This window comes from Kribbella sp. DT2 (assembly GCF_049844575.1).
Taxonomy (GTDB): domain Bacteria; phylum Actinomycetota; class Actinomycetes; order Propionibacteriales; family Kribbellaceae; genus Kribbella.
Genome location: NZ_JBNCLH010000002.1, coordinates 113,379 through 139,258, shown reverse-complemented (window position 1 = coordinate 139,258; position 25,880 = coordinate 113,379). Strand labels below are relative to the sequence as shown.

The following is a 25,880-nucleotide window of genomic DNA, read 5'->3' as shown; positions in this document are numbered from 1 at the left end:
ACCAAGTACTTCGGCGACATCGGCGAGCGTGTGATCCCCGCACCGCACCAGCGCGATCGCCGAGTCGCGCTCCGGCGGTTCTGTTCCGCCAAGACAGCCGGTCGCGTGCAGGTAGGTCAGACGGGCCAACTCACGCCGCAGGCTGCCGCGGCGGCAGCGGTCGACCCCGAATCGGTACACGCACGAGCGATGACTTCGACGACGACAGTTTCGGCCCGCACGGAGTCGCCCAGGATCGCACGAGCCACGGAAATCAGCGCAGCGCCGTGACGATCACACAGTTGACCGACGGCGTGTGGATTTCCGTCGCCCGCAGCCTCCAGCAGGGCGCCGCGCTCCGCCGCCAACTCGCCGACACCGTCCGTTCCCGATCGGGGGTCACCATCGGAATGGATTGATTGGAGCATGGGACCCCCAGACAGGCACTCCTCGGAGCGCCGCCGGGGGCTGGGGCAGCGACTGCTGTCACCACGCGGTACCCGTCCGCGACACCATGAAACCGCGCCGGACACTGACGCTGACGATTGGGTACTTCCCCTTCGTGAAGCCACGGTGGCTGTTCGCAGACCAGCTGGGACCACATTTCGTGGACTCGCGGGACCAGCCGGTCCTGCTGATCGAATCGAGAGCGGTCTTCGCCCGGCGGCGGTTCCATCGTCAGAAGGCTCATCTGGTGCTGTCCGCGCTGCGGCACCGCGCAGCCGAACTCGACTAGTTGACTGAACTCTGCTGTGAGCCGGGCTGATTCTTCGGCTTCCGGGCCGACAGCATGGCGGCAATCAGCAGTGCGATCGTGCAGCCGATCTGCAACGGCAATGCGAGGTCGCTCACGAACTCGTGGCGCTTCGTGTAGGGCTCGGTGAAGGTGATGACCAGCCAGTACCACACGATGGGCCACCCAATGGCCACCGCGATGGCACTGCCTCGGTGCCGGACCACGCTTCCGATCAAGGCCGAGGCCACGCACACCCACACGGTGATCAGCGAGTACTCGGCGAACTGACGTAGATGGTCGGCCGGCAGGACATATGGCAGCCAGTCGCTGTTCAGACTTGCGACCATGGTCGTGAACCCGAATCCGGCGGCGGCCACGACGAGCGCGACGACTCCGGAGAATACTGCGACAATCCCCACTCGAGTCGACAGTTCCGCACGCGTCGCCCGGCCAGCCGGCCGCTCGGCGACGACAGTCACGGCCCAGATCGCCAGGATCGCCCGGGGAACAAGCCCATTCGCCCATCCGGGGCCGTAGGTCATCTCGTCGTAAATCCGGTCAAACCCCTCGCTGCCGTCCATGACCACGCTCAAAGCCGTGGAACCTGCAGAAAGCAAGACGACGAATCCCAGACATCGAGCCAGGGCCCGAGTACCCAAGGTTCTCGAGCACTGCGCTGCGACCAGTTGCCGGACAGTTCGGACTGGTTGGGCGTCAACTGTTCCGGAAGCCTGGGACACCACCGCAGCGTATGCCTCAAGTGGTTCAGCGAAGCTCGTCGTTCCAGCAGCTCGGATGCCACCGCCACCATGGCGGCATGGTCGACTTCCGCCGCGTTTGGCGCAGCTTGTAGTCATCTGGTCATGAACGGCCTGCTGCACCGCCGCAGGAACGCCGTCCAGGTCAGCAGGGGAAGGCGACGGTCTCGACCCTGAACGCTTGGTTCGCGGGGGCGTTCCGGGAGGGGCCAGCGGCTGGGGTGCCAGGGATCGATCGGATAGCGCGGGTTGGACTGCTCCACATCGGTCGCAGTGTGGCGCAGGGACGCCATCATGATCAGCGGTTCCATCAGCAGGTCTCCCATCTCGGAGGCGCCCGATCCGGGCGCCTGACATCGGGCACGTCGGAGTCCGCGATGGGATATCGACACCGAATTGGGCAAGGAACGATCATCGGTCTCACGGCCAAACGATGAGATGGCGGGATCGCCATGGTTCGGAACGCGGTCCGGCCGCGCGCACTTGCCAAGTTCAGTGAAGGTGACCGCGTCACGTTCGTTCACACCGGCACCTACCGGGAGGCGTTGAGCCAGGTGTCCGAAGAACTCAGCGTCTGCCAACCCACCTCGTACGCCGCCGACCGGTTCGTACGCGGCCTGGACGGCGTCGAGGTGCTCCCGGCCCGGGGGTTCGCCACCAGCCGCGAGGACTTCGAGGACTGGGCCGGCCGACGAGGTTCGAACGGTTGCTGATGGAGGACTTCTACCGCGAGGCCCGCGTCCGGCTCGACGTACTGATGGAAGGCAGCAACCCGGTCGGTGGCCGGTGGAACTTCGACCACGACAACCGCGAAGCAGCCGATGCTCGGTACGGCGGAGCCGTGGTGGCCGGCCGAGGACGAGATCGACGAGGAGGTCCGAGCCGATCTGGACCGCTGGGAGCGCGACGGCGACGTCAGCTTCGTCGGTGACGACGGTCCCCGCCGGTTCGCCGTGACCCGGCGGGAAGCGCTGCACGCCCTGCGCGACTTCGTGGCCAACCGCCTACCAGGGTTCGGTCCGCACGAGGACGCGATGCTCACCGCGGACGACTGGATGGCCCACTCGTTGCTGTCGGCACCGATCAACCTCGGGCTGCTCGACCCGGTGGAGGTCGTAGAGCGCGCCGAGGACGCCTACCGCAACGGCGACGCACCACTGGCGTCCGTCGAGGGATTCGTCCGCCAACTGATCGGCTGGCGCGACTACATGTGGCACCTGTACTGGCACTTCGGCCACGACTACCGCCAGAGCAACAAGTTGCAGGCCCGCCGGCACCTGCCCGACTGGTTCACGACCCTCGACGCCGACGGCACCGTCGAGGCCCGCTGCCTGTCCGAGGTCCTGCGCGGCGTACGGGAACACGGCTGGGTGCATCACATCCCCCGGCTCATGGTCCTCGGCAACTACGCCATGCAACGCGGCTGGCGCCCCGACGAAGTCACCGACTGGTTCCACCGCAGTTTCGTCGACGGCTACGACTGGGTCATGGTCGCCAACGTCGTCGGGATGTCCCAGTACGCCGACGGCGGCCTGCTCGCGACCAAGCCGTACGCCGCCGGCGGCGCCTACATCGACAAGATGAGCGACTTCTGCGGCGACTGCCGCTACAACCCCCGTCTCCGCGTCGGCCCCGACGCCTGCCCTTTTCACCGCAGGCTACTGGTGGTTCCTCGACCGCAACGCCGACCGCCTCCAGGGCAACCAGCGCATCGCCCGGCAGTTGACCGCCCGCACCCGTCTCAAAGACCTCCCCGAACTCGTCCACCAGGAAGAAGCCCGTGGAAACAGCATCCCGTGACGCTCCCCTGCTGGTGACGCTGCAGCTGGACGAGCACAGCGCGGGTGGCCTTGGCCCGAGCGTAGGCGGCGGCCTCCCCGCGGACGTGACCTTCGCCCCGCCTGAAACAGGTCTTCCCGGCCAGCACTCGGCGGTGAAGCACTGGGTACAGGAACGTATGGCTCTGCGACGAGAAGTGACCACTCCGCTGCTCTACCTGTTCATCCTGGGCGACATCCTCGGCGCCGGGGTCTACGTCCTGGTCGGCCAAGTGGCAGCCGAATCCGGCGGCGCGGTCTGGCTTCCACTCGTCCTCGCCCTCGTCCTCGCGCTGCTCACCGCGACGTCGTACGCCGAACTGGTGACCAAGTACCCCCGCGCCGGCGGTGCCTCGTACTACGCTCACCGTGCCTTCGGCCCGTTCGTCGGATTCGTCACCGGATTCTGCATGCTTGCCGGAGGCATCGTCTCGGTCGCCGCGCTGGCCCGTGCCTTCGGCGGTGAGTACCTGGCCGAGTTCGTCACCTCGCCGCCGGCACTCGTCGCCCTGATCTTCCTCGCCGCCCTCGCCTTGCTCAACGCGTACGGCATCAAAGACTCACTCCGCGCCAACGTGGTCGCAACAGCCATCGAGGTGTCGGGCCTGCTGCTCGTCATCGGTCTCGGCGCCTGGGTCATCGCCCGCGGCGACTCGGACCTCGGTCGGCTCACGGAAGTCGGTACGTCGAGCGGAGGGGTGATCACCGCGACGCTCAGCGGCGCCGTTCTCGCCTACTACTCCTTCGTGGGCTTCGAGACCTCCGTCAACATCGCCGAGGAGACCAAGAATCCGCGCCGTTCCTACCCGCGCGCACTCTTCGGCGCCCTCGCGACCGCAGGCCTGGTCTACCTCCTGGTCGGCATCGTCGCGAGCGCCGCCGTACCGACCAACCAGCTCGTGGAGTCCAGCGGCCCTCTCCTGGAGGTCGTCCGCGTCGCAGGCGGCGTACCGACCTGGATCTTCAGCGCCATCGCCCTCGTCGCAGTCGCCAACGGCGCCCTGCTCACCGGCATCATGTCCTCCAGACTCGCCTACGGAATGGCCCGCGACGGGCTACTCCCCCACACCCTCACCAGGCTGCTCCCTGGCCGCGGTACACCGTGGGTCGCCATCGCCATCACCAGCGCGCTCTCACTCCTGCTCGCCCTCACCGGCGAGGTCGCACAGCTCGCCTCCACCCTCGTCCTGCTCCTGCTGGTCGTCTTCACCTCGGTCAACCTTGCTGTCCTCGTACTCCGACGCGAACCAGTCGACGAGGACCACTTCCGCGCGCCGACCATCGTCCCCGTCCTCGGCATCGCCTCCTGCCTCCTGCTGTTCACCCAGATCGAAGCCGGCGTCTGGCTCCGCGGCGGCGCCCTCGTCGCCGCAGGCCTGATCCTCGGCGTGGTCGCCGCCCGCAAATCCAACCGGGTCCATCAGGTGGGCCGGTTTGGCAACAGTCATGGAGCAGGCCGCTGACCGGTTGATTCGCAGCGACCCTGAAACCGGCCGAAAGTTGTGCAACGACGCTTCGGCTCCGCATTCGGCCTTACAGTAGCCACGAGGCACTGCATCACTTATGCATAAGTTCTCGGCGGGGCTCCCAGCGAACCGGGGTCCCAGATTCGAGGTCGATCAATGGTCCGGCAAGAACTGCCCACAGCGGTGCGCTGGGTCGACGAGCGGACCGGGATCGCCAAGCTGGGCAAGAAGAACCTGCGCAAGGTCTTTCCCGACCACTGGTCGTTCATGCTCGGTGAGATCGCGCTCTACAGCTTCGTGATCCTGATCCTGACCGGGGTCTTCCTCACGCTGTGGTTCAGGCCGTCGATGGCCGAGGTCGAGTACCAGGGCTCGTACAGCCTGCTCAAGGGCCTGCCGATGTCGGAGGCCTACGAGTCGACGCTGCGCATTTCGTTCGACATCCGCGGCGGGCTGCTGATGCGCCAGATCCACCACTGGGCCGCCGTCCTGTTCGTCGCGGCGATGAGTGTCCACCTGCTCCGGATCTTCTTCACCGGCGCGTTCCGCAAGCCGCGCGAGCTCAACTGGCTGATCGGTGTCGTGATGCTGTTCCTCGGCATCATCGAGGGCTTCATCGGGTACGGCCTGCCCGACGACCTGCTGTCCGGCACCGGCCTGCGGATCACCGAGGGGCTGATCCTCGCCGCGCCCGTGGTTGGGACCTGGATGAGCTTCTTCATCTTCGGCGGCGAGTTCCCCGGCGACGAGTTCGTCTCCCGCTTCTTCACCGTGCACGTCCTGCTCGTCCCAGGGATTCTGCTCGCGCTGATCACCGTCCACCTGATGCTGGTCGTCTACCACAAGCACACCCAGTTCCCCGGCCCCGGCCGGACCGAGAAGAACGTGGTCGGCTACCCGCTGCTGCCCGTGTACGCCGCCAAGGCCGGCGGCTTCTTCTTCGTGGTCTTCGGCGTCCTCGCCCTGATGGGCGCACTCCTGCAGATCAACCCGGTCTGGCTCTACGGCCCCTACAACCCCGCCGAAGTCACCGCCGGCTCGCAACCCGATTGGTACATGGCCTGGCTGGACGGCGCCGTCCGTCTGATGCCGGGTGTCGAGTCGCACTTCTGGGGCGTCACGATCAGCTGGAACGTCGTCGTACCGGCCCTGCTGATGCCACCGCTGTTCATCGGATTCGTTGCCCTCTACCCCTTTCTCGAGCAGTGGATCACCGGCGACAAGCGCGAGCACCACCTGCTCGACCGGCCCCGCAACGCCCCGACGCGGACCGGCATCGGCGCCGGCATCGTCACCTTCTACGGCGTCCTGTGGCTCAACAGCGGCAACGACATCGTCGCCACCCAGTTCCACCTCTCGATCAACGCCATTACCTGGGCCTGCCGCGTCCTGATCTTCCTCGGTCCGGTGACCGCCTTCTGGATCACGCGCCGGATCGCACTGTCCCTGCAACGCGCCGATCGCGATCGCGTGCTGCACGGGCTGGAAAGCGGCGTGATCACGCGCTCGCCGGATGGTGGGTACGCCGAGAAGCACACCCCGATCTCGCCGTACGAGGCCTACGCCTTGACCGCCCACGAGCAGCCACCACCCTTCGAACTCGGACCGGCGACCGACGGCAACGGACTGCCCGCACCCCGACGCCGCCGCGACGGGTTCCGCGCCGCGCTCGCTCGTTTCTACTTCGCGGACGTCGTACCGACACCGACCCGCGACGAGGTGGAGGCGTCCCGGCACGATGACGTCCCCGACGACGACGTCGAGGTCGGCAGAGCTTCGGTGGATGGCACGATCGATCGATGAGGACGATGGCCCGGTGGTGAGTGATGACGGCGAGAAGACCGAGGACGGCCGGTACCTGATCGTGTCCGGTCGGCGGTGGCGCGCTGCGGACCCGGCCATCCCGGAGTCGTTGCGCCGCGAGTTGGTGAGCGAGCTGATGGCCGCCCGTCGGCTCGTCCGTGACGATCCGGAGGTGGCCCGTCCTCGGGTTCAGGACGCGAAGGTGGCGCTGGGGGAACGAGGCGACCCTGGTGGTCGCCCACTCCCGATGGCCGACGTTCACGTCTGGCGGCGGCCATCCGCGTGTTGCTGCGCCATCGGTCTCCCGACGCCACCATCTGCCCCAGCGATGCCGCCCGGGTCGTCGGAGGTGAGTCGTGGCGTGAGCTGATGGACACGACACGAGAAGTGACGGCCGAACTGTCTCGGGAGGGATTGATCGTGGCTCGTCAACAGGGGGCTGATGTCGACGTAGGCACCGCGGTCGGACCGATCCGTCTTGCACGCGGCCCGCGATGGTAGATCAGCCTCGAACGCTCCGGCGCGCAGAGGACCACGCCGCCGACCTTCACCTGCCGGCGTCAACGAGCTGACCCAGCCAGGTGCCGGCGAGGGTGGTGAACTTCTCGATCGCCACAGCACAGACCAGGAGCTGTACGACGCTCAAGCCCACCACCCCGGTCGTCGCCCGCCAGCGGTTCGGGGCTTGCGGCGCCGCGATCGCCGTGACCCTTTCGACCGCGTTCGAGCCGTGCAGCCCCAGCGCCGGCGCGGGTCCGCCGGGCCCGGCCAGGGAAGCCTTGGCGACCGCGCGGGCGACGACCGTGCGGTCGCCGACCTTGGCGGCGGCGTCCTCGTCGGCCGCTCGCTCGACGAGGTAGGTGACCAGGGTGCTGAGCTTGGACAGCAGCGGGTTCATCGCCGCCGAGCAGGCCGCGATCGCCACGACGCGGTGGTGGCGCCGCTCGAGGTGGGACTGTTCGTGCGCGAGCAGGACCTGTCGCTCGGCACTGGTGAGCAGGCGCAGCATTCCGGAGGTGACCAGCACGTGCCCCGGCCGGCCCGGGATCGCGGCAGCGAACGGTTCGGGCAGGTCGGCGACGGCCAGTCCGGCGTACGGGGATCCGATCGCCTGCAGCTCGTGGACGACCCGACGACGGCGTACGAGCTCACGGACCAGACGGATCAGGCCGGTCACCAGAAGCGAGACCGCGATCAACCCCAACCAGTCGGGCACCGGCTCAGGAAGGCCGAGCTCCGGTCGGTCGTCGAAGGCGGACAGCGGCGGCAGGTCGTCGAACAACGTCAACGACAGCAGGGTCAGGCTGCACGTGCACGCCAGCGCGGCCACCGTCACTCCGGTCGTCGCGATGCGGACGGCCGCGGTGGGGCGGAGCAACCTGGCCATCCGCGCCGCGGCCACCGGGACCAGCATGCTCAGCAGCAGCGGCAGGTAGACCCAGACCCTCACGACTCCTCCGTCCTGCTCGACAGCCACTGCCGCAGGATCCGCGCCTCGTCGTCATCGAGAACCGATGCGAATTCGCGGAGCACCTCCGCCCGGTCCTCGACACCGCTCAGCGTCGTCCGCAGTTGCCCGGCGACCGAAGCGGCCCCGTCCTTCGTCGGCCAGTAGGTGTGTGCCCGGCCGCGCTCGGCCCGTTCCACCAGCCCCTTCACCGTCAGCCGGGTCAGGATGGTCTGCAGCGTGTTGTACGCCAGCCCGCCGCCGGTCTCCGTCTGGACCTCCGACGTCGTCAAGGGCGTGCGGGAGGCCCAGAGCGCGGCCATCACCTGCGCCTCCAGCTCCCCGGCGCCTCTCCGCACACCCCTGTCGGTCATCAGGAGTCAGCCGTCGTTCTCAGCCGACGGGATCACAGCACCCGGTACGTCGGCCGGGGTGAAGATCCTGCTCTCCCCCGGGTACGGCGTCGACCAGTCGTGCGCCTGGTACCAGTCGAAGTGGTTCAGCTGGGCCGGGTTGGCGAAGTCGGCCCGGGCGTCGGGCCCGGTGAGCTTCTGCTGCGTCTTCCAGCTGTCCCACTGCGCCGCGACCGTCTGCTGAGAAGCCGGTACGACGGCCTTCGGCGCGGGCGCCGCGTTCGGGTTCTGGGCGGCAGGCACGTCGGCACCGCACGGCGGCGGCGCCGGCAGGCCGGCGGTCAGCGACGTCCGGTTCGGCACCGCCCGGAACGGCGTGAAGTCGGGCGTCTGGGTGAACGCCGTGGCCATCGGCGTGGCCGCGGTGTCCTTCTGGTTCATCGGCTTGATCCCGAGGATCTGCTCGATCGTGCGGATCATCGTGATCTGCGTGTAGTACCGGCTGTCCACGACACCGTGCCGCGCGTACGGGCTGATGATCTGGATCGGCGCCCGGTGACCGTCGACGTGGTCCGTGCCGGCCTGGGAGTCGTCCTCGACCACGAAGATCGCCGAGTCCTTCCAGTACTTGCTGTGCGAGATCTCGTCGACGATCTTGCCGGTGGCCAGGTCGTTGTCTGCTACCTGCGCGGCGCCGCTCGGCGGCCCACCGGTGTGGTCGCTGGACAGCCAGAACATGTTCAGGCTGGCGGGGCCCTTCTTCTCGAACTCCCGCTTCCAGATCTCGTAGCGGTACAGGTCCGGGACGGCGGTGTCGAACTTCGGGAAGCCGGGCAGGGAAACGTCGTTCAGCGACGGGATCGGCGACGACGACACCATCGGGTACGCCGTGTTCTGACCGGTCGCGGCCATGTTCTTCGTGTCGCAGTACAGGTTCTGCCAGGTCGCGTCGGCCGGCTTGGTCAGGAACTGCTGGAACTCACCGAAGTCGCGCACGGTCTTGCCGGCCGCCTGCGCGCCGGTCCAGATGAACCCGGTCCGCTGGTGGCCGAGGGCATCGTCCTCGGTGTCGTAGCTGCGCAGGTACTCACCGGCCGACGACTCGGTGTACTCCGGGTTGTCCGCCTGCATCAGCCAGTTGTGCCCTTCGGCGGAGTTCGTGCCGACGTCGTAGGTGTTGTCGTACAGGCCGAACTGCTCGGTCATCGCGTGCTGGTTCGGCGTGACGTTCTCGCCGTACTGCGCCAGCGCCGGGTCACCGTTGCCCTCGGCAATGTCACCGAACAGCTGGTCGTACGTGCGGTTCTCCTTGACGATCAGGAAGACGTGCTTGATCGTCGACGGGTCGCCGATCCGCACCGGGACCGGGACCGGCTTCTTCTTGCCCTGGCCCTTGTTCGCCGTCTGCGCCGCGTTCTTCGTCCAGCCGTTCTGCTGGAACACCTTGTCGGTGCTCGCGCGGATCGTGTGGTCGTCGGGCAGCTGGAACTTGGTCAGGCTGGAGGTCGTGTCGTGCGTACCGTGGCCGGCAGCGGTGGTGTCCCGCCGGGCGTCGACACCACGGGTGTTGGAGACCACGACGTCCTTGCCGACAGTGGTGATCTCGGCCGGGAAGTAGTCCGTCGGCAGCAGTCCGACGTAGCTGACCGGCTCGAGAGCGTTGCGGTACTTGTAGACGGCGACCGCGTTCGCGCGGCCCAGCGTCACCAGCAGGTGACCGTCGTCGGTCAGGGTGACGCCGTTGGGCTCGTAGCCGACGGACGCCTCCGTCCACGGCTGCGTCGCGATGGTCTGCGTCACCTTGCCGCGCTTGGTGTCGATCACCGACACGGAGTTCGTCGCCGTGTTCGTGACGAACACCGCGCCGTTCCGGGTGTAGAGCGCGGTCGGGTGCAGTCCGACAGCGATGCTCGCCGGAGCCGCAGTGGGCTTGGCCAGGTCGATTACGCTGACCGTACCGGTGGTGGTGGCCGCGGTGATCTGCGAGGCCGGCACCTGGGTGCCGTACGAGTTGATCGTCGGCTCCCCCGGCCTGGCCGGGCGGCCGCCCTCGTTGCTGACGTACAGCTTCGAGCCGACCTGGATCAGGTCGCGCGGCGCGTTGCCGACCGTCCAGCTCTGCTTGATCGTGCCGGTCGCGGTGTCGATGGCGACGACGCGGTTCTGGCCGTTCACCGCCGAGTACACGGTCGCGCTGTCGGCCGAGAAGACCGCCTCGCCGACCAGCGCGTGCTGCGCGCCGTCCGCGGCGATCGTCACGAACGTCGGGTCGGCGAGCGAGCCGTCCGGCTGCACGGTGAACCGGCGGTAACCGTCGGTCTGGCCGAGCCACAGCTGCGTGCCGTCGGGCGAGTACGTCGGGCCTTCCTGACCGATGTCGTTGCCCGGGATCTTCAGGTCGGCGGCGGCGTTGTTGCCGACGTACTGCTGCACCTTCCAGTTCTTCAGGTCGACGACCGTCAGGGCCATCCCGCCGTCGGTGATCGACGCGGCCAGGTGACTGCCGTCGGGGCTGACCGTCGACGACATGATCTTGCCCTTCTGCAGCAGCAGGCGGTCGCCGTACGGCGCGACGTACTGATCGCTGGACAGGACCTGGCCGTCGCCGGTCACCTGACCGACGCGGTCGGTGCCGAACTGCTGGGTCGAGGCGACGGCCGTCCCGGCCAGGGCGGCGGCGAGTGCCGTCGTCCCTGCCGTCACGACGGTCGCTCGCCGGCTGAATCGCCGGCCAAGGAGGCCTGACCGGCCCTCCTTGTCACGCCTGCGGCGTGTTACCTGCATGAGTTTGGTCCCTTCAGGGGGTGGACGGAAGCAGTTCGACCAAGCCGTCGAACTGCCAGAGCGGGTTCGGTTCGTCGCCGTTCGGGGTGCGGACCAGGAAGTAGCCGTTGACTTCCTTCGGCCCGTCCCCGTCGGCGACGTACCGCCCGACCGGATTGATGTCGAGCTGATAGATGGCCGAGCCGGCGGCCTCGACATCCGGCACGTGCCAGGACACGACGCAGCGCCAGTCGTTGCCGGGGCCTTCCGCGGCGACCTGGTCGCCGCCCTTGGTGCAGGCCGCCGAGGTCTGCAACTGCTCCTCGGTGACGGCCGGACGGTTCAGCTGCTGGGTCTGCAGGCGGTAGAGGTGCGCGAACTCCGTGGCGAGCGCGCGCTGGACCTTGTCCTGGTCGACGCCGGAGCCGGTCGCCCCGGTCGCCGGTACGACGACCGCCGCGGTCAGCCCGAACAGGACGACGAGCGGCAGCGCACCGGCGACGAGCGCCAGGCGGCCCGAGCCGTCGTGGGTCGGGTTGGTGAAGTCCCGTCGTACGAAGAGGAAGTACGCCAGGCCCGTCGCGACCACAGCCCAGACCAGGCTGACGACGATGCCGATCAGGAGTGGTTTCAGTTGCCCCGGACTCGTGAACAGCCCGTTCCAGCTGATGAACCCGTAGCCGGGCAGAGCAAGCCGCACGGCGACCGGCACCGGCAGCATCTGGATGATCTGCATCGCCAACGCAACCAGGGCCGGCAGTAGCAGACCCATCGGGGACCGGCCGAGCGCGACCGACCCGAGCAGACCGATCGCGGCCAGCGCCAGCGTCGGCGCGAGCGCGCAGAGCCACGCCAGCAGGACCTTGCCCGCCGCGTCACCGGGTGACAGCAGGTGCCCGTCGAGCCCGGTCAGCGTCCGGTTGCCGACGACGACGATCCCGCTGAGCGCGCTCGACGCGACCAGACCGACGACGAGCAGCAGGATGACGGTGAGGCTCGCCAGCGCCTTGGAGACGAAGATCCGCCGCGGCGACCGTACGGCGACCAGCAGGTGCCGCCAGGTCCCCAGCCGGTCCTCGGACGCGAACACGTCCCCAGCGACCAGCGAGGTCAGCAGGGGCAGCGCCCACGAGCCCGAGAATCCCAGCAGGACAAGAGGTCCGGCCCACCCGGTCGCGTGCATCCACCGGCCGAACAACGTGTCGACCGGAAGCGAAGCCTGCCGGCTCACCACGGCGACGAACACCGCGGGCGCGATCCAGCAGGCGACGATCAGCAGGCGCACCCGCCACTGCGACAACAGCTTGACCAGCTCGAACCGGTAGCCCCGAGCGACCGAGACCCGGTACACGACTGGCGCTTCGGCAACTCCGGCGGCCATCAGTTGGTCTCCCCTTCGGAGGTCAGGGCGAGGAACGCGGCCTCGAGCGGCGACATCACCGGCGCCAGCTCCCGCACTGCGACGTCCGCGTGGACAAGTCGTTTCACCAGCTCGTCGAGCACAGGCACCGGACCGGACACCACCAGCACGTCGTCGCCCGGCTCGCCACCGACCCTGAGCCCGTCGGTGTCGCCGGCCACCTTCCTCGCGGCGTCCTGGTCGGACGTGACGATCCGGTAGTCGAGTTCGCTGTTCTCCGCGGCGAGCTTGCTGAGCGGCCCGGAGAACGCGACCCGGCCGGTCGACAAGATCGTGACCTCGTGGCAGAGCGCCTCGACGTCGTCCATCCGGTGGCTGGACAGCACCACGGCGGTCCCGTCCGCGGCGAGCCGCTTCAGTACGTCGTACACGTGCTTCTTGCCGGCCGGGTCGAGACCGTTCGACGGCTCGTCGAGGATCAGCAACCGCGGCCGGGTGAGCAACGCCGCCGCGAGCCCGAGGCGCTGGCGCATGCCGAGCGAGAACCCGCGGGTCCGGTCGTCGGCGACATCGGTGAGCCCGACCTGCGCCAGGACGTCGTCGATGCCCTTCGCCATGGCGTCGTCACCACGGAGTGCGGCGAGTGCGGCGAGGTTCTGGCGCGCCGTGAGCGACGGGTAGAGCCCTGGCCCGTCGACGAAGCCCGCGACGCCTTCGGGGACCGCGAGCGCACGCCCGACCGGCGTACCGAGAATCTCGAGACTGCCGTCGTCGGCGACGGCCAGCCCGAGCAGCAGCCCCAGCAAGGTCGTCTTTCCCGCACCGTTCGGTCCGACCAGGCCGTGGATCTGCCCGGCGGGCACGGTCAACTCGACGCCATCGAGCGCGACGACCTCGCCGAAGGTCTGTTTGATCCCACGAGCACGGACAGCGAGTGGAGCGTCCATGGTTCCCTTCCTGGCGGCCGTTGACCAGGAAACATTAGGCGCGAATACATCCCCCGCCGAGGACGGCCAGTTGAACAACTGAGGAACAGACCTACACCATGTAGGAGTCGGCCGCGCTCGGCGAACAGCCGGCCCACACAACAACCTATTTGAGCTCGGCCGAGGTCTTCCCCAACAGCCGGCGTGCCACGATCAGCTGCTGGATCTGCTGAGTGCCCTCGAAGATGTCGAGGATCTTGGAGTCGCGGGCCCACTTCTCCAGGAGCTCGTGCTCGGAGTAGCCGACGGAGCCGGCCAGCTCCACGCAGCGGAGGGTGACGTCGTTCGCCGTACGGCCTGCTTTGGCTTTGGCCATCGAGGCCTGCAGCGAGTTGGGCCGGGCGTTGTCGGCCATCCAGGCGGCCTGCAGGGTGAGCAGGTAGGCGGCCTCCCAGTCGGCTTCCAGCTGGAGGAAGGTGGCGGCGGCCGAGGTCTGCAGGTGGACCGACCGGTCGTAGTCGATCTCTACGCCGGCCTCTTTGAGCAGCTCTTTGGTGAGTTCGAGGGACGCTCGGGCGCAGCCGACGGCCATCGCGGCGACCAAGGGGCGCGTGTTGTCGAAGGTCTGCATGACGCCCGCGAAACCCTTGTCGGGGTCGACGTCCGGGGAGCCGAGCAGGTTCTCGACGGGGACGCGGCAGTCGGTCAGGCGGATCGTGGCGGTGTCGGAGGAACGGATGCCGAGCTTGTGCTCGACGCGTTCGACCGTCAGGCCCGGCGTGTCCTTCGGGATGACGAACGACTTGATCGCGGCCCGGCCGAGCGACTTGTCGACGGTCGCCCAGACCACGACCGCGTCGCAGCGGGCGCCGGCGGTGACGAAGATCTTCTCGCCGTCGATCACGTAGTGGTCGCCGTCGCGCCGCGCGGTGGTCCGGATGCTCGCCGAGTCCGACCCGCAGCCGGGCTCGGTGATCGCCATCGCGGCCCACACCCCGTCGAAGCGGCGCAGCTGCTCGTCCGAGGCGACCGACGCGATCGCCGAGTTGCCCAGGCCCTGCCGCGGCATCGACAGCAGCAGGCCGACGTCGCCCCAGCACATCTCCATGATCGAGAGCACCGACGACAGGTTGGAGCCGTTCTTCACCTTGCCGTCATCGTCACCTTCAGTACGCCGTACGCCGCCGGCTCCCGCACCCGAACCGGTCCCGCTCGCACCGAGCCCGTCGACAAGCGCGGCCAGCAGGTCGAGCTCCTTCGGGTACTCGTGCTCGGCCAGGTCGTAGCGCCGCGAGTTCGGCCGCAGCATCTCGGCCGCGACCTGGTGCGCCTGGTTGACGAAGGCACGGAACTTGCGGGGTGTCTCCAGGTTGATCATCAGACCAGCACCGCGCCTTCCATCACGCCGACGGCCCGCAGGTCGCGGTACCACCGCTCGACCGGGTGTTCCTTGACGAAGCCGTGCCCGCCGAGCAGCTGGACGCCGTCGGTGCCGATCCGCATACCCTTGTCCGTGCACAGCCGCCGCGCCAGCGCGACCTCGCGGGCGTACGAAAGCCCTTGTTCGGCGCGCGATCCGGCCCGGTACGTGACGAGCCGCATCCCTTCCAGCTCGATCGCGATGTTCGCGACCATGAACGCGACCGACTGCCGGTGGCTGATCGGCTCACCGAACGCGGTCCGTTCGTTCACGTACGGCGTGACGTGGTCGAGCACCGCTTTCGCCGTACCGAGGCTCAACGCGCACCAGCCGAGGCGCGACAGCCGCACGCACTCGGCGTAGTCCTCCAAGGTCCCGAGCTGAGTGGCCGGCACGTCCTGGAGGATCACGCGGCTGAGCGACGCGGCCCGCAGTCCCATCGACGGCTCGGCCTCGATCGTCACGCCGGGGTGGTCGGACTCGATCAGGAACAGCGCCGGTCCCTGGTCCTCCAGTTGCGCCGCGATCACGAACACCTCGGCCTCGGCGCCGCGCGGGACGAGCGACTTGACCCCGTTCAGCAGGTACCCGGTGCGTTGCCGAATCGCGCGGGTCTTCAGCGTGAACGGGTCGAACAGCGGCCGCGGCTCCACGATCGCCAGCGCGGCAGCCGGCACGTTCTCGACGGTGAAGTGCGGAAGGTACGTCGCCTGCTGGATCTCGTCGCCCCACAGCGAGATCGCCGTACTGACCGCGGCCGGCGCGAGGCACGCGACCGCCTGGCCCATGTCGCCGTACGCCATCGCCTCGGCGACCAGTACGCCGGTCATCGCGGAGCGCTCGGTGACGATCCCGCCGAGCTCCTCCGGGACCTCGATCAGGCTCAACCCGAGCTCGGCGGACTGCTCCAGGACCTTCGCGTCCGTCGTACCGGCTGTGTCGGCGTCGGCCGCGGCCGGCCGCAGCACCTCGGCGGCGAACTCGGCGACGACGCCGACCACCATCTGCTGATCCTCGGTCGGCGTCAGGTCGAACCGCCCGGTCCCCCGCGCCGACGGCAGCCGCGCCGGCCTGCCCAGCTTGGTCGCGGCGGTGAAGCTCCTGGTCAGCGCCCCGGCTGTGCGGAACCCGGTCCGGGTCGCCTCGAACACCACCCTCTCGGTCCGCTTTCGCAACCCGAGCCGATCGATCGCCCGTGACCTGGCCAGCTTGTTGAGCAGCGCGACGCCGTACCCGATCGCGTCCCGCCCGGTGCGCACCGCCTGGTCACTCATGCCGCAACTGTAAACCGAAGTTACAACCCAAGTCACGCGAGCCGACTGTCGCGGACCGGATGCGACGTCGCGGCGGTGACCGCGGCCAGCAGGCACACCACGGCGCATCCGGCGAAGAAGACTCCTGTTCCCCACGCGGCCGCGACCAGGCCTGCGACCGGGTAGAGCAGGGGGCTGAGGCCGATGGTGCACAGGGAAGTCACCGAGCCGACTCTGCCGAGATACCGAGGTTCGGTCGCGCGTTGGAGCAAGGCGTTGCCGAGAGCCATGGCCAGGCCGCTGATCGTTCCGAGCGCGGCGGCACCGACGATCAGGGCGCCGGCGGTCGTGACCTGGCCCAGGGCGCCAACCAGTACGGCGGTAGCTGTCAGGGCACCCACGAGCGCGACCCCCGCTCGCGGGATGCGGGGCAGAACGGTGAGCAGAATTCCGCTGACCGCACCGCCGATGCTGAACACGCTCAGGGCCCAGCCGAGGATGGCCGGACCCCAATGCCGTTCGGCGGTCAGGAGGACCAGACCGATTCCTAACGGACCGCTGAAACACAGCTCGCTCAGCCCGACCACCACGACCAGGCGGGCCAGCTGCCGGTTTCTCCGGAGGTACCGCAGCCCGTCCCGCAGATCGTCCAACGGTGAGCCGGTCGAACGCTCGGCGGCCTGTCCCCTGTTCAGGCGGACGGCCAGGAGGAGACCGAAGGACAGGCTGAACAGCAGCCCGGCCAGACCGAAGCCCGCGGCGACTCCGGCGGCGGTCAGCACGATCGCGGCGATCATCGGGCCGACCGCGTTGCTGACCCGGACCGCCAGCACCCGCAGTCCCTGCACCCTGCCGAGTTGTCCTGGGTCGGTGAGGCGGGCCGCCAGAGCCCCCACGGCCGGCATGAACAGCGCGTCGATCACGCCGAAGACCAGCGCGACGGCGTACAGCAGTGGCAGCCCGCCCGCGGTGAACTGCGTCAGCGCGGCAGCGCAGGCGATGATCACGCATCGGGCGAAGTCGCTGCCGATCACCACTCGGCGCGGTCCGTACCGGTCGGCGACCACTCCGCCGACCAGCATCAGCAGCGCCCGAGGAACGGCTCCGACGGCCAGTACCGCGCCGACCTGAGCCGGCCCGGCAACCCGGGTCACCGCCCAGGACAGGGTCAAGAAGAAGACGACGTCACCGCTGACCGATGCGGCGTACGCCGTCGCCCAGCGCAGAACATTGCCGTCCCGGTAGGCAGCCGTGGGGGTGGTGCCGCTATACGTCATCGTCCGGCTCGAGCAGTGGGAACCCGTGCAGCTGAAGGGCTACCGGCGTTCCAGCTTCGTCGTGGCCGTGGCGGTGCTTCTTGATGACTGCAGCCAGCTCTGACTTCAGTGCGGTGAGCTCGGCCGGGGTCAAGCGCAGCGTGTAGTTGCTGAACGTCGACGCTTCGTACCACTCGTCGGGCAGCAGCGGCGCGGCGTACGCCAACCGTCGCAGCTGCTCGCTGTACGCGAGCAGCACCGCATGCAGGTAACCGCGACTGTCCTCTCGCTCGTCAGGAGCACCGCTAGCAGGATCGTGCACTGATGACTGGTGCCGAGCCTGCCACCAGCGGTCGCGCTTGGTGCCACGCTGGGTGTCTTCCTCGATCAGACCTCCGTGCGCCAGCTGCCGCAGGTGGTAGCTCGCCGCACCAGAGTCGATCTCGTAGTGCTCCGCAAGCTGTCGCGCCGTCGCTGGACCACGCTGCCGCAGGTGCTCCAGCAAAGTCAGCCGCATCGGGTGAGCGAGCACCCGCAGAGCAGTTACGTCCAGAACGATGTCGCCCGCCGGTGTCTGATCACTCATGGGGCACAGCGTAACCCAGAAGAGTTCTTCGCGAAGAACTCTTCTGCTTTTGGTCGCAGCTGACGGCCCCATGGTGCGAAAGCGGATCAGCCGGCGGGGATCGCGGCGGCTTTCGCGGTGAGGTAGCGCTGTTCCGGCAGGCTCGTCGTACGGCGTGCTGCCGCGAGGAAGTGCTCCCGTGCGGCCTCCGGATCACCGGCCCGCTGCAGCAGGTGAGCCCGTACGGCGTCGAGCCGGTGGTTGTCGGCCAGGTGCTTGTCGTCGTCCAGCGTGGCAAGCAGGTCGAGCCCGGCCTGCGGTCCCTCGACCTGGGCGAGCGCGATCGCGCGGTTGAGCGTGACCATCGGGTTCGGCGCGAGCTTCTCCAGCAGCACGTACAGCCCGAGGATCTGCCGCCAGTCGGTCTCGTCGGCCGTCGGCGCCTCCGCGTGAACGGCGGCGATCGCGGCCTGCAGCTGGTACGACCCGACGTCGCCGCCGGCCAGCGTCTCCAGGGTCAGCGCCGCGCCCTCTTCGATGGACTTCCGGTTCCACAGCGTCCGGTCCTGCTCGTCGATCGGGATCAGCTCGCCACCCTCGGTCGCCCGGGCGGCGCGCCGCGCGTCGGTGAGCAGCATCAGCGCGAGCAGCCCGGCGACCTCACCCTCGTCCGGCAGCGACTCGCGCAACATCCGGGTCAGCCGGATCGCCTCCGCGGTCAGCTCGACGCGCTGCAACTCCTCGCCGGAACTGGCCGTGTAGCCCTCGTTGAAGATCAGGTAGAGCACTTGCAGCACGACGCGCAGCCGGTCCGCGCGCTCCTCCTCCGGCGGCAGCACGAACCGGCTGCCGGCCGCCTTGATGCTCTTCTTGGCCCGGCTGATCCGCGGCGCCATCGTTGCCTCGGGCACCATGAACGCGCGCGCGATCTCCGCCGTACCGAGACCGCCGACCGCACGCAACGTCAACGCGACCTGCGAGGCGGGCGTGACCGCCGGGTGGCAGCACAGGAACAGCAGCGTCAGCGTGTCGTCGGCCTCCGCCGGCTGGTCCTGGTCGGCACCGGGCGACACCACCTCCTCCATCAACGCGACCGAGTCCTCGCGCTTGCGCCGAGCGCTCTCGCTCCGGAACTGGTCGGTCAGCCGCCGGGACGCGACAGTGATCAGCCAGCCGCGCGGGTTCGCCGGTACGCCGTCGGTCGGCCACTGCGTCGCCGCGGCCAGCAGAGCCTCCTGTACGGCGTCCTCGCACAGGTCGAACTGCCCGTACCGCCTTGCGAGGAAGCCCAGGACCTGAGGGGTCAGCTCGCGCAGCAGCGGCTCGATCTCGCTCACGGGTTGTCCTGCGGCGCGAGGATGCCGGACTCGATCGTCTGGAGCACCGTGGCCTGCGCCTGGAGCCGTGACAGCGCCTTGTCCTCGACCGCGTCCCAGCCGATGAACACCATCCAGAGCAGCATCCGCATGATCCAGTCGACGGTCATGTTGCGGGCGATCACGCCTTCGTCCTGGCCGCGCACGATCAACGCCTCGACCGGCTTGCAGACCTTGTCGAGCTTCAGGAAGAACTTCGCCACCTCGGAGTCCGGGTCGGGCTGGTTGAAGCTCGGTTCGCTGTACAGGAAGTAGATCCGCTGCCCGAGCTCGAGGTAGCCGCCGATCAACCGCTGCAGCGCCTCGCGAGCCGGCCCCTTGGCGGTCTCGGCCTCGGTGATGACCCGGTCGAAGGCGGCCAGCAGGTCGTCGGCCAAGGCCTGGACGAGCTCGGCGCGATCCGGGAAGTAGCGGTGCAGCGTGCTGCGGGCGACCTGCGCCTCGGCGGCGACGTCGGCCAACGACGCGGCCCGGCGCTGCGCGAAGACCCGTACGGCGGCGTCCAGGATCGCTCGTCGGGTGCGGCTGCGGCTGCCCGATTCGACCGTGTCAGTCATAGATTCCGAGCCTATACGCCTGGGGCCGCTGTGTATATTAATAGGACAGTGATGTCCGATTACGCTACAGTGATGGTTCGCCGCAAGTCTGGGAGGGGACCCCGTGAGTGATCGCAAGCGTTGGCAGAACCTGAGTCTGCTCTGGTCGTTCGTCCGGCCGTATCGACGAACGTTGTGGATCGGTGTCGCGCTCGGTCTGGTGGCGACCGGCGCCTCGCTGGCGACGCCGTTGGTGACCAAGTCGGTGCTCGACGGGCTGTCGTCGTCGCGGTCGATCGCGCCGGCGGTCGCAGTGCTCGTCGTCCTGCTGGTCGCGGGCTCGCTGATCGGGATGGTGCAGTGGATCCTGCTCGGCCGGATGGGTGAGCGGGTGGTGCTCGACGCGCGCAGCTCGATGGTGCGCCGGCTGTTCCGGCTACGGATCGGTGAACTGGCGTCCCGCTCCCCCGGTGAGCTGGTCACCCGGGTCACGTCGGACACGGTGCTGCTGCGGGAGGCCGCGGCGTCCAGCCTGGTCTCGTTGGTGAACGGAGTCATCGGGCTGTTCGGTGCGCTGGTCCTGATGGCGATGCTCGACGGGATGCTGCTGCTGACCACGGTCGCCGCGCTCGCCGTGGTCGGTGCGGTCGTCGGGGTGCTGATGCCGAAGATGGCCAAGGCGCAGGAGCGGGCCCAGGGCGCCGTGGGCCGCCTGGGCGGCGTACTGGAAGGTGCTTTGCGCGCGATCCGGACGGTGAAGGCCAGCCGGGCCGAGGGTCGGGAGAGTCAGCGGGTGATCGTCGAGGCGGAGGAGTCGGCGCGGCAGGCGATCCGGGCCGTCGGGTACCAGGCGGCCGCGTTCACCGCCGCGGGGTTCGGGGTCGGGCTGGCGATCATGCTGATCCTCGGGCTCGGCGCCTGGCGCGTCGACCAAGGTCTGCTGACGGTGTCGGCACTGGTCGCCTTCCTGCTGTACGCCTTCCAGCTGATGGAGCCGGTCAGCACGCTGGCGACGACCTTCAGCAGCCTGCAGACCGGGATCGCGGCCGCGAAGCGCATCCGCGAGATCGACGCCCTGGAGCTGGAGCCGAGCGAGTCGGCAGGGTCGGCGTCTGTACGGCGCCCTGATCTCACGACCTCGACGCTGGTCTTCGAGAACGTCACCGCCCGGTACGCGCCGGGCGCTTCACCTGCCGTCCAGGACGTCTCGCTGGAGATCCCCCGCCTCGGCCACACCGCGATCGTCGGCCCGTCGGGCGCGGGCAAAACCACGATCTTCTCGCTGCTGCTGCGCTTCCTGAACCCCGACACCGGACGCCTGATCCTCGACGGCGTTCCCTTGCAGGACTGGTCTTTGGAGGATCTCCGCCGCCGAGTCGTGTACGTCGAGCAGGACACCCCGCTCGTCCCCGGCACCCTGCGAGAGAACCTGCTGTACACGCACGAGTCCGCCGACGAGGACGCGATCTGGGAGGCGCTACGGGCCGTCCGCCTGGACGATCGGGTCCGCGAGTTGCCCGACGGTCTGGACACCTCGTTGTCCACCGCCGTCATCTCCGGCGGCGAACGCCAACGCATCGCACTGGCCCGCGCGCTGGTCGGCGACCCCGAGATCCTGCTCCTGGACGAAGCCACCGCCCAGCTCGACGGCCTCACCGAAGCCGCCGTGCACGAGGTCATCGACCGGATCGCCCGTTCCGGCGCCGTGCTCACCATCGCCCACCGCCTCAGCACCGTCATCGACGCCGACCAGATCCTCGTGCTCGAAGCCGGCCAGGTAAGAGCCCGAGGCAACCACCACGAACTGCTCGCCGAGGACACCCTCTACCAGGACCTGATCGCCGCCCTCCGCATCAGCTCTGTGCCATCCCCGGCCTCTAGCGTCTGACCGCCGGACCTGCGCCTGCGTCTGACCGCCGGATCTGCGCCTGACCTCCGAGGTCGACCCCCGTCCTCTGCGAGTCGGCGTGCACGGCACACCGGAGCAGATGGGTTCGATCTGTGGGCGCGGCTTGATCGCCGTCGCGGCGGCTGATTGGCTGGCGGGCGTGAATGAGCTCGGACCTGTCACTTGGCCGCCTGAACCGATTCGGACCGAGCGCCTCGTGCTGCGCGAGTCCGAGGCCCGGGACCGTCCGGCGTTCGTCGAACTACTGGCGTCGTCGGACGTCCACACCTATCTCGGCGGCCCTCGGCCACGCGACGAGCTCGAGCGCGAACTGCCGGAGGCCCCCGGCCAGTCGCCCGGCAGTTTCGTCGTCGAGCTCAACGACGCGATGATCGGCCTGATCCTGCTCAGGAGACCGACGGAGCACCGCCCGGCTGCCGTGGGCAAGGTCGATCTCGGCTACCTGTTCCTGCCGCACGCGTGGGGCCACGGCTACGCCACCGAGGCGTGCGCTGCGGCCCTCGCCTGGTTCGACAACGTCCTCCCCGGCGAGCCGGTCGTACTCGCCACTCAAACCGCCAACACCAGCTCGATGCGCTTAGCAGCCAAGCTGGGTTTCGCTGAGCTGGAGCGCTTCTACGCCTGGGACGCCGACCAGTGGCTCGGCCTGCGGCCGCCACCCACCCCGCCCGCTTGACGCCGTACGCCGGACGGTCGGGTCGGAGCGGGTCTCTCCCCAACTCCAGCCCGGCAGACGGGCTCGCCGGCAACCAACTGCACGCCACCCACCCGCTGCGCGGTTCGCTCACCGCAGAGCCGCCAGCACACCAGAACATCAAGTCAGCCCTGGTCGACAGCCCACCAGCGCTCGAAGCGAGCCAAGAGCTGTGGCAGGAGCACCGCTTCACAGCCAAGCCAAGCCCAACGACTGCTGAACGAGCCAGCGAGCACCAGCCGTCGCGCCTGAGGTCCGGCGGAAACCTCAGCGCTGGAGACGCCGGAGGCAGGACGGCTGCGGTGGGGAAGCCCGGTGAGCGGGCCGAGCACGTAGGCGCCTCCGGCGGCGGCCTCAGCACTGGAGACGACGGAGCGCTGCGGTGAGGCAGGCGGCGCTCCGGCCCCGCCTAGTCGTGCGCCGCGCTCGGTGAGCGGAGCCAGCGCGGAGGTGTGCTCTAGTTCGGCAGCATGCACGCGACCTGCACCTACGTGCTCCGGCGCCAGCTGGCACCGACTCTGGCAACTGGCGGCGGCCGGGCTTGCCGGTCGCATCCGACAGCGACCTCGATCGGATCAGTCGGCCGGCACCAGATAGATCCGGAGCCCCCGGGTCAACTCCAGTTCCAGGCACGCAGCGGCAGAGGCCTCAGCGCCGAATGCGGCGGAGGCCTGCAGTGGGGGCGCGCGGACCGAGGCCAGCGGGTGGTTCAGCGGCAAGCCCGGTGAGCGGGCCTAGCGCGGAGGCGTCCTCGGCAGCGGACGGCTCAGCGTTGGAGGCGGCGGAGGGCGGCGGTGGGGAAAGCCCGGGTAATCGGGCCCAGCAGGGAGGCGTCACGGAGGGCTGTGCGGGCTGCTAGGTGGCCGCAGGCGCCGTGGACGCCGGGGCCGGGGTGGATGGCGGAGCTGCCGAGGTACAGGCCGGTGACGTAGGTGCGGGGGCTGCCCAGGCCGACCGTCGGGCGGAAGATGAGTTGCTGGTGGAGCTGGGCGGTGCCGCCGCCGAGGGCGCCGAGGCCTAGGGACGCGTTCTCGCCGGCGAAGTCGAGTGGGCGCTGCAGGTCGCGGTCGATCACCAGTTCGGAGAAGCCGGGTGCGTACTGCTCGATGTGCCGGTCCATCCGGTCGCCGAGCTTCTCGGCGGCGGCGTCGTCGGCGATGCCGCGCGGCAGGTGCGAGTAGGCCCAGACCGCCTCGGTGCCTTCCGGTGAACGGCTCGGGTCGGCCTTCGTGGTCTGGCCGATCAGCATGAACGGTGCCGAGGGCAACCGTCCGGTCTCCAGGTCGGCCGAGAGGTGGATCAGGTCGTCCGCCGTACCGCCGAGGTGAACGACGCCGGCCCGGCGCGCCTCGTCGGAGTTCCACGGGATCGGGCCACGCAGCCGGTAGTTGACCTTCACCGTCGGGTAGTCCCACTCGAACCGCGCCAGGTCCCGCCGCAGCCCGGCCGGGACGCTTGCCTCCGGCAACAGTACGTCGTACAGGGTGGTCGCGGAGACGTCGCCGATCACCGCCCGACTGACCGTGATCCGCTCCCCCGACGCCGTACGGACAGCGGACGCGCGACCGGCGGACAGCTCGATCTCGGTGACCGGAGTGCCGGAGACGAAGAGGGCGCCGGCACGCTCGGCGCGGCGGCGGAGCGCGTTCGACAGAGCGCTCGATCCGCCTTCGGCGACCGGGTACCCGACGTCCTGCGCGAGCATCGCGAGCATCCAGCCCATCGTGCCGCTGACCGAGCCGCTGAGCGGAGCGTCGGCGTGGAACGAGTTCCCGGCAAGCAGCGCGCGACCACCGGGGCCTTCGAACAGCTCCTGCGCCATCCGGTGCATCGGCATCGCCATGAACCGCGCGAACCTGATCAGCTCCCCCGCCGACCCGAGCTTGCGGGTCAGCCGCGCCGCGGGCAGGACGGGCGGCCAGGTGGTGAGCAGCGATTGCAGGAACGGCTCGCGGATCTGCACGTACTTGGAGTACAGCTCCAGCCACGCATCGCCGTCGGCCGGGTGGTCCTTGGAGATCGAGGCGGCGGTGTCGTTGGGATCCGGGTGGATCGCCACGGAGCTCTCCGGATCGAGCAGGTGCGCGAGCGCGAGCGGCGCGTGCGCCCACTTCAGCCCGAACTTCTCCAGCTCCATCGCCCGAAACACCGGCGACGCCATCCCCAACGGGTAGTTCGAGCTGTACCGATCGCTCACCCACCCGTCCTCGGTGGTCGACCGCACCGCCCCGCCGAACGTCTCCTCCGCCTCCAGCACCAGCACGTCCCAGCCGGCATCAGCCAGCTCAACCGCACTCACCAGCCCGTTAGGCCCCGAGCCGATCACCACGGCGTCCACCCTGCGAGGAAGCATGCCTACGACCCTAAAGCATGCCGCCCGTCACACCGCGTACGCCGCTCACCTCAGCCCTGTACGTCGAGCAGTCGGCCGCACCAGCCGAGCCGTCGACGCCCAGCACTGATCACCTCCGTTTGAGCGCGACCACGGGCCGCCGCCAGGCGGCGCGAGCTCTGGTGGAGCCCGGTTGATCAGTGGTGGGCGTCGACGCGTGGCTAAGAGCAGCAGTCGGGGACAGAGTGGCTGGCGCCCTTCAGCGGCGGGTGACGGTAGCGCAGGTCCGTCGTACGGAGGTCAGCTTTGGCGGGATTCTATTTGTTGCATGAGGGTGGTGAGTTCTCGGGCTCGGCCGAGCATGGCGGGGTCTACCATGCGGCCGTCGGGGAGGACGATGACGCCGCCTTCGGCTACTCCGGCCTTTTCGACGGCGGCGAGGAGGTCGGCGGCGTCGGCCAACTGGGTGGCCGTGGGGGTGAAGGACTCGACGATGGGGGCCAGTTGGCGGGGGTGGATCGCTGTGCGGCCTACGAAGCCCAGGGCTCGGCCTTCGAGGCTTGTACGGCGTAGGCCTTCCTCGTCGTTGACGTGCGGGTAGACCGACATCATCGGCGCGCCCAGGCCTGCTGCTCGGGAGGCGGAGACCAGGCGGCCCCGAGCCCAGGACAGGCCGGCGGGGCCGTCTACGCCCAGGGAGCTGGCGAGGTCTGCTTCGCCCAGGGCGATCGCGGTGACGCGGGGGTCGGCGGAGGCGATGTCGAAGGCGCGCTCCAGGCCGAGGGGGGATTCGATGAGTGCGGTGATCCTTGCCGAGGGCACCTGATCCAGTACGGCGTGAACGTCGGACGCGCTCTCGACCTTGGGCAGGCGGACGCGGACGTCGGGGACTGCTGCCAGGGCGGCGAGGTCGTCCTCGATCCACGGCGTCCCCGGCGCGTTCACCCGCACCTCGAACCCCGCCGACGCCCGCGCCGCGATCCACGCGACAGCCCAACCGCGCGCGTCGGCCTTGTCGTCCACCGGTACGGCGTCCTCGAGGTCGAACACCACCAGATCGGGGCCTGCGGCAACAGCTTTGGCGAAACGGTCCGGCCGGTTCGCCGGTACGTAGAGTGCAGTGAGCATCGG

24 protein-coding genes and 1 pseudogene are annotated in these 25,880 nt (G+C 69.1%); 10 read left to right on the top strand and 15 right to left on the bottom strand.

The window, feature by feature from the left end; genetic code table 11:
- The first annotated feature begins 493 nt into the window (after window positions 1–493).
- Window positions 494–715 carry a cryptochrome/photolyase family protein gene (locus tag ACLQ2O_RS09410; RefSeq protein ID WP_425829360.1) on the top strand — a complete coding sequence of 74 codons (222 nt, stop codon included), beginning with the start codon at window positions 494–496 and terminating at the stop codon, window positions 713–715.
- On the opposite strand, the gene ACLQ2O_RS09405 is transcribed toward ACLQ2O_RS09410, so the two are convergent.
- Complete coding sequence (locus ACLQ2O_RS09405; RefSeq protein WP_425829358.1) at window positions 712–1,308, bottom strand: hypothetical protein; 597 nt, start codon at window positions 1,306–1,308, stop codon at window positions 712–714. The two genes, ACLQ2O_RS09410 and ACLQ2O_RS09405, sit on opposite strands and share 4 nt — an antisense overlap.
- Before the next feature lie 260 nt (window positions 1,309–1,568).
- Window positions 1,569–1,997 (bottom strand): hypothetical protein, encoded by a 429-nt coding sequence (locus ACLQ2O_RS09400; RefSeq protein WP_425829356.1) that lies wholly within the window; start codon window positions 1,995–1,997, stop codon window positions 1,569–1,571.
- A 30-nt stretch (window positions 1,998–2,027) separates the two neighbouring features.
- Here ACLQ2O_RS09400 and ACLQ2O_RS09395 point away from each other — a divergent pair, with 30 nt between their 5' ends.
- From ACLQ2O_RS09395 to ACLQ2O_RS09365, 7 genes and pseudogenes are all read left to right on the top strand, one after another.
- Window positions 2,028–2,186, top strand: a complete 159-nt coding sequence (locus ACLQ2O_RS09395) for a hypothetical protein (protein ID WP_425829354.1) — start codon at window positions 2,028–2,030, stop codon at window positions 2,184–2,186.
- Window positions 2,186–2,239: pseudogene (locus tag ACLQ2O_RS09390) on the top strand (hypothetical protein); the annotation flags it as partial. The gene ACLQ2O_RS09395 and the pseudogene ACLQ2O_RS09390, both read left to right, overlap by 1 nt.
- Window positions 2,240–2,252: 13 nt before the next feature.
- Complete coding sequence (locus ACLQ2O_RS09385) at window positions 2,253–3,290, top strand: hypothetical protein (RefSeq protein WP_425830954.1); 1,038 nt, start codon at window positions 2,253–2,255, stop codon at window positions 3,288–3,290.
- A gap of 158 nt (window positions 3,291–3,448) precedes the next feature.
- The gene (locus ACLQ2O_RS09380) at window positions 3,449–4,753 is read left to right on the top strand and encodes an APC family permease (protein ID WP_425829352.1); all 1,305 of its coding nucleotides are present in this window, start codon (window positions 3,449–3,451) and stop codon (window positions 4,751–4,753) included.
- A 159-nt stretch (window positions 4,754–4,912) separates the two neighbouring features.
- Complete coding sequence (locus ACLQ2O_RS09375; RefSeq protein ID WP_425829350.1) at window positions 4,913–6,559, top strand: cytochrome b; 1,647 nt, start codon at window positions 4,913–4,915, stop codon at window positions 6,557–6,559.
- Complete coding sequence (locus tag ACLQ2O_RS09370) at window positions 6,540–6,929, top strand: hypothetical protein (RefSeq protein ID WP_425830952.1); 390 nt, start codon at window positions 6,540–6,542, stop codon at window positions 6,927–6,929. Before ACLQ2O_RS09375 ends, ACLQ2O_RS09370 begins: the two co-directional genes overlap by 20 nt.
- Window positions 6,842–7,060, top strand: a complete 219-nt coding sequence (locus ACLQ2O_RS09365; RefSeq protein ID WP_425829348.1) for a DUF3253 domain-containing protein — start codon at window positions 6,842–6,844, stop codon at window positions 7,058–7,060. The genes ACLQ2O_RS09370 and ACLQ2O_RS09365 overlap by 88 nt, the downstream gene beginning before the upstream one ends.
- A 46-nt stretch (window positions 7,061–7,106) precedes the next feature.
- Here ACLQ2O_RS09365 and ACLQ2O_RS09360 read toward each other — a convergent pair whose 3' ends face one another.
- The 11 genes from ACLQ2O_RS09360 to ACLQ2O_RS09310 all read right to left on the bottom strand — a co-directional run bounded on the left by ACLQ2O_RS09360 (window position 7,107) and on the right by ACLQ2O_RS09310 (window position 19,835).
- A complete protein-coding gene (locus ACLQ2O_RS09360) occupies window positions 7,107–8,009 on the bottom strand; it encodes a M48 family metalloprotease (protein WP_425829346.1) in 903 nt (300 codons plus the stop codon).
- On the bottom strand, window positions 8,006–8,380 hold the full coding sequence (locus ACLQ2O_RS09355; RefSeq protein WP_425829344.1) for a BlaI/MecI/CopY family transcriptional regulator: 375 nt from the start codon (window positions 8,378–8,380) through the stop codon (window positions 8,006–8,008). The genes ACLQ2O_RS09360 and ACLQ2O_RS09355 overlap by 4 nt, the downstream gene beginning before the upstream one ends.
- A gap of 6 nt (window positions 8,381–8,386) precedes the next feature.
- Complete coding sequence (locus ACLQ2O_RS09350) at window positions 8,387–11,062, bottom strand: phosphoesterase (protein WP_425829342.1); 2,676 nt, start codon at window positions 11,060–11,062, stop codon at window positions 8,387–8,389.
- A 94-nt stretch (window positions 11,063–11,156) separates the two neighbouring features.
- On the bottom strand, window positions 11,157–12,503 hold the full coding sequence (locus tag ACLQ2O_RS09345) for an ABC transporter permease (RefSeq protein ID WP_425829340.1): 1,347 nt from the start codon (window positions 12,501–12,503) through the stop codon (window positions 11,157–11,159).
- Window positions 12,503–13,429 carry an ABC transporter ATP-binding protein gene (locus ACLQ2O_RS09340; protein ID WP_425829338.1) on the bottom strand — a complete coding sequence of 309 codons (927 nt, stop codon included), beginning with the start codon at window positions 13,427–13,429 and terminating at the stop codon, window positions 12,503–12,505. The genes ACLQ2O_RS09345 and ACLQ2O_RS09340 overlap by 1 nt, the downstream gene beginning before the upstream one ends.
- Before the next feature lie 145 nt (window positions 13,430–13,574).
- Complete coding sequence (locus ACLQ2O_RS09335) at window positions 13,575–14,786, bottom strand: acyl-CoA dehydrogenase family protein (RefSeq protein WP_425829336.1); 1,212 nt, start codon at window positions 14,784–14,786, stop codon at window positions 13,575–13,577.
- Window positions 14,786–16,102, bottom strand: coding sequence for an acyl-CoA dehydrogenase family protein (locus tag ACLQ2O_RS09330; protein WP_425829334.1), 1,317 nt, complete (start codon window positions 16,100–16,102; stop codon window positions 14,786–14,788). Before ACLQ2O_RS09330 ends, ACLQ2O_RS09335 begins: the two co-directional genes overlap by 1 nt.
- Before the next feature lie 32 nt (window positions 16,103–16,134).
- Window positions 16,135–17,358 carry an MFS transporter gene (locus ACLQ2O_RS09325; protein ID WP_425829332.1) on the bottom strand — a complete coding sequence of 408 codons (1,224 nt, stop codon included), beginning with the start codon at window positions 17,356–17,358 and terminating at the stop codon, window positions 16,135–16,137.
- Window positions 17,348–17,923, bottom strand: a complete 576-nt coding sequence (locus tag ACLQ2O_RS09320; RefSeq protein WP_425829330.1) for a winged helix-turn-helix domain-containing protein — start codon at window positions 17,921–17,923, stop codon at window positions 17,348–17,350. Before ACLQ2O_RS09320 ends, ACLQ2O_RS09325 begins: the two co-directional genes overlap by 11 nt.
- Before the next feature lie 86 nt (window positions 17,924–18,009).
- The gene (locus tag ACLQ2O_RS09315) at window positions 18,010–19,239 is read right to left on the bottom strand and encodes an RNA polymerase sigma factor (protein ID WP_425829328.1); all 1,230 of its coding nucleotides are present in this window, start codon (window positions 19,237–19,239) and stop codon (window positions 18,010–18,012) included.
- Window positions 19,236–19,835: a TetR/AcrR family transcriptional regulator gene (locus ACLQ2O_RS09310; protein ID WP_425829326.1), complete on the bottom strand. Its 600-nt coding sequence runs from the start codon at window positions 19,833–19,835 to the stop codon at window positions 19,236–19,238. Before ACLQ2O_RS09310 ends, ACLQ2O_RS09315 begins: the two co-directional genes overlap by 4 nt.
- A 103-nt stretch (window positions 19,836–19,938) precedes the next feature.
- Between ACLQ2O_RS09310 and ACLQ2O_RS09305 the strand changes: the two genes are divergently transcribed.
- Together ACLQ2O_RS09305 and ACLQ2O_RS09300 are read left to right on the top strand one after the other, a co-directional pair.
- Window positions 19,939–21,702: an ABC transporter ATP-binding protein gene (locus ACLQ2O_RS09305; protein ID WP_425829324.1), complete on the top strand. Its 1,764-nt coding sequence runs from the start codon at window positions 19,939–19,941 to the stop codon at window positions 21,700–21,702.
- 160 nt (window positions 21,703–21,862) lie between these two features.
- Window positions 21,863–22,399 carry a GNAT family N-acetyltransferase gene (locus ACLQ2O_RS09300; protein ID WP_425829321.1) on the top strand — a complete coding sequence of 179 codons (537 nt, stop codon included), beginning with the start codon at window positions 21,863–21,865 and terminating at the stop codon, window positions 22,397–22,399.
- Window positions 22,400–23,183: 784 nt separating this feature from the next.
- On the opposite strand, the gene ACLQ2O_RS09295 is transcribed toward ACLQ2O_RS09300, so the two are convergent.
- Window positions 23,184–24,770 carry a phytoene desaturase family protein gene (locus ACLQ2O_RS09295; protein WP_425829319.1) on the bottom strand — a complete coding sequence of 529 codons (1,587 nt, stop codon included), beginning with the start codon at window positions 24,768–24,770 and terminating at the stop codon, window positions 23,184–23,186.
- Between the two features lie 279 nt (window positions 24,771–25,049).
- Window positions 25,050–25,877, bottom strand: coding sequence for an HpcH/HpaI aldolase/citrate lyase family protein (locus ACLQ2O_RS09290; protein WP_425829317.1), 828 nt, complete (start codon window positions 25,875–25,877; stop codon window positions 25,050–25,052).
- Between the last annotated feature and the right edge of the window lie 3 nt (window positions 25,878–25,880).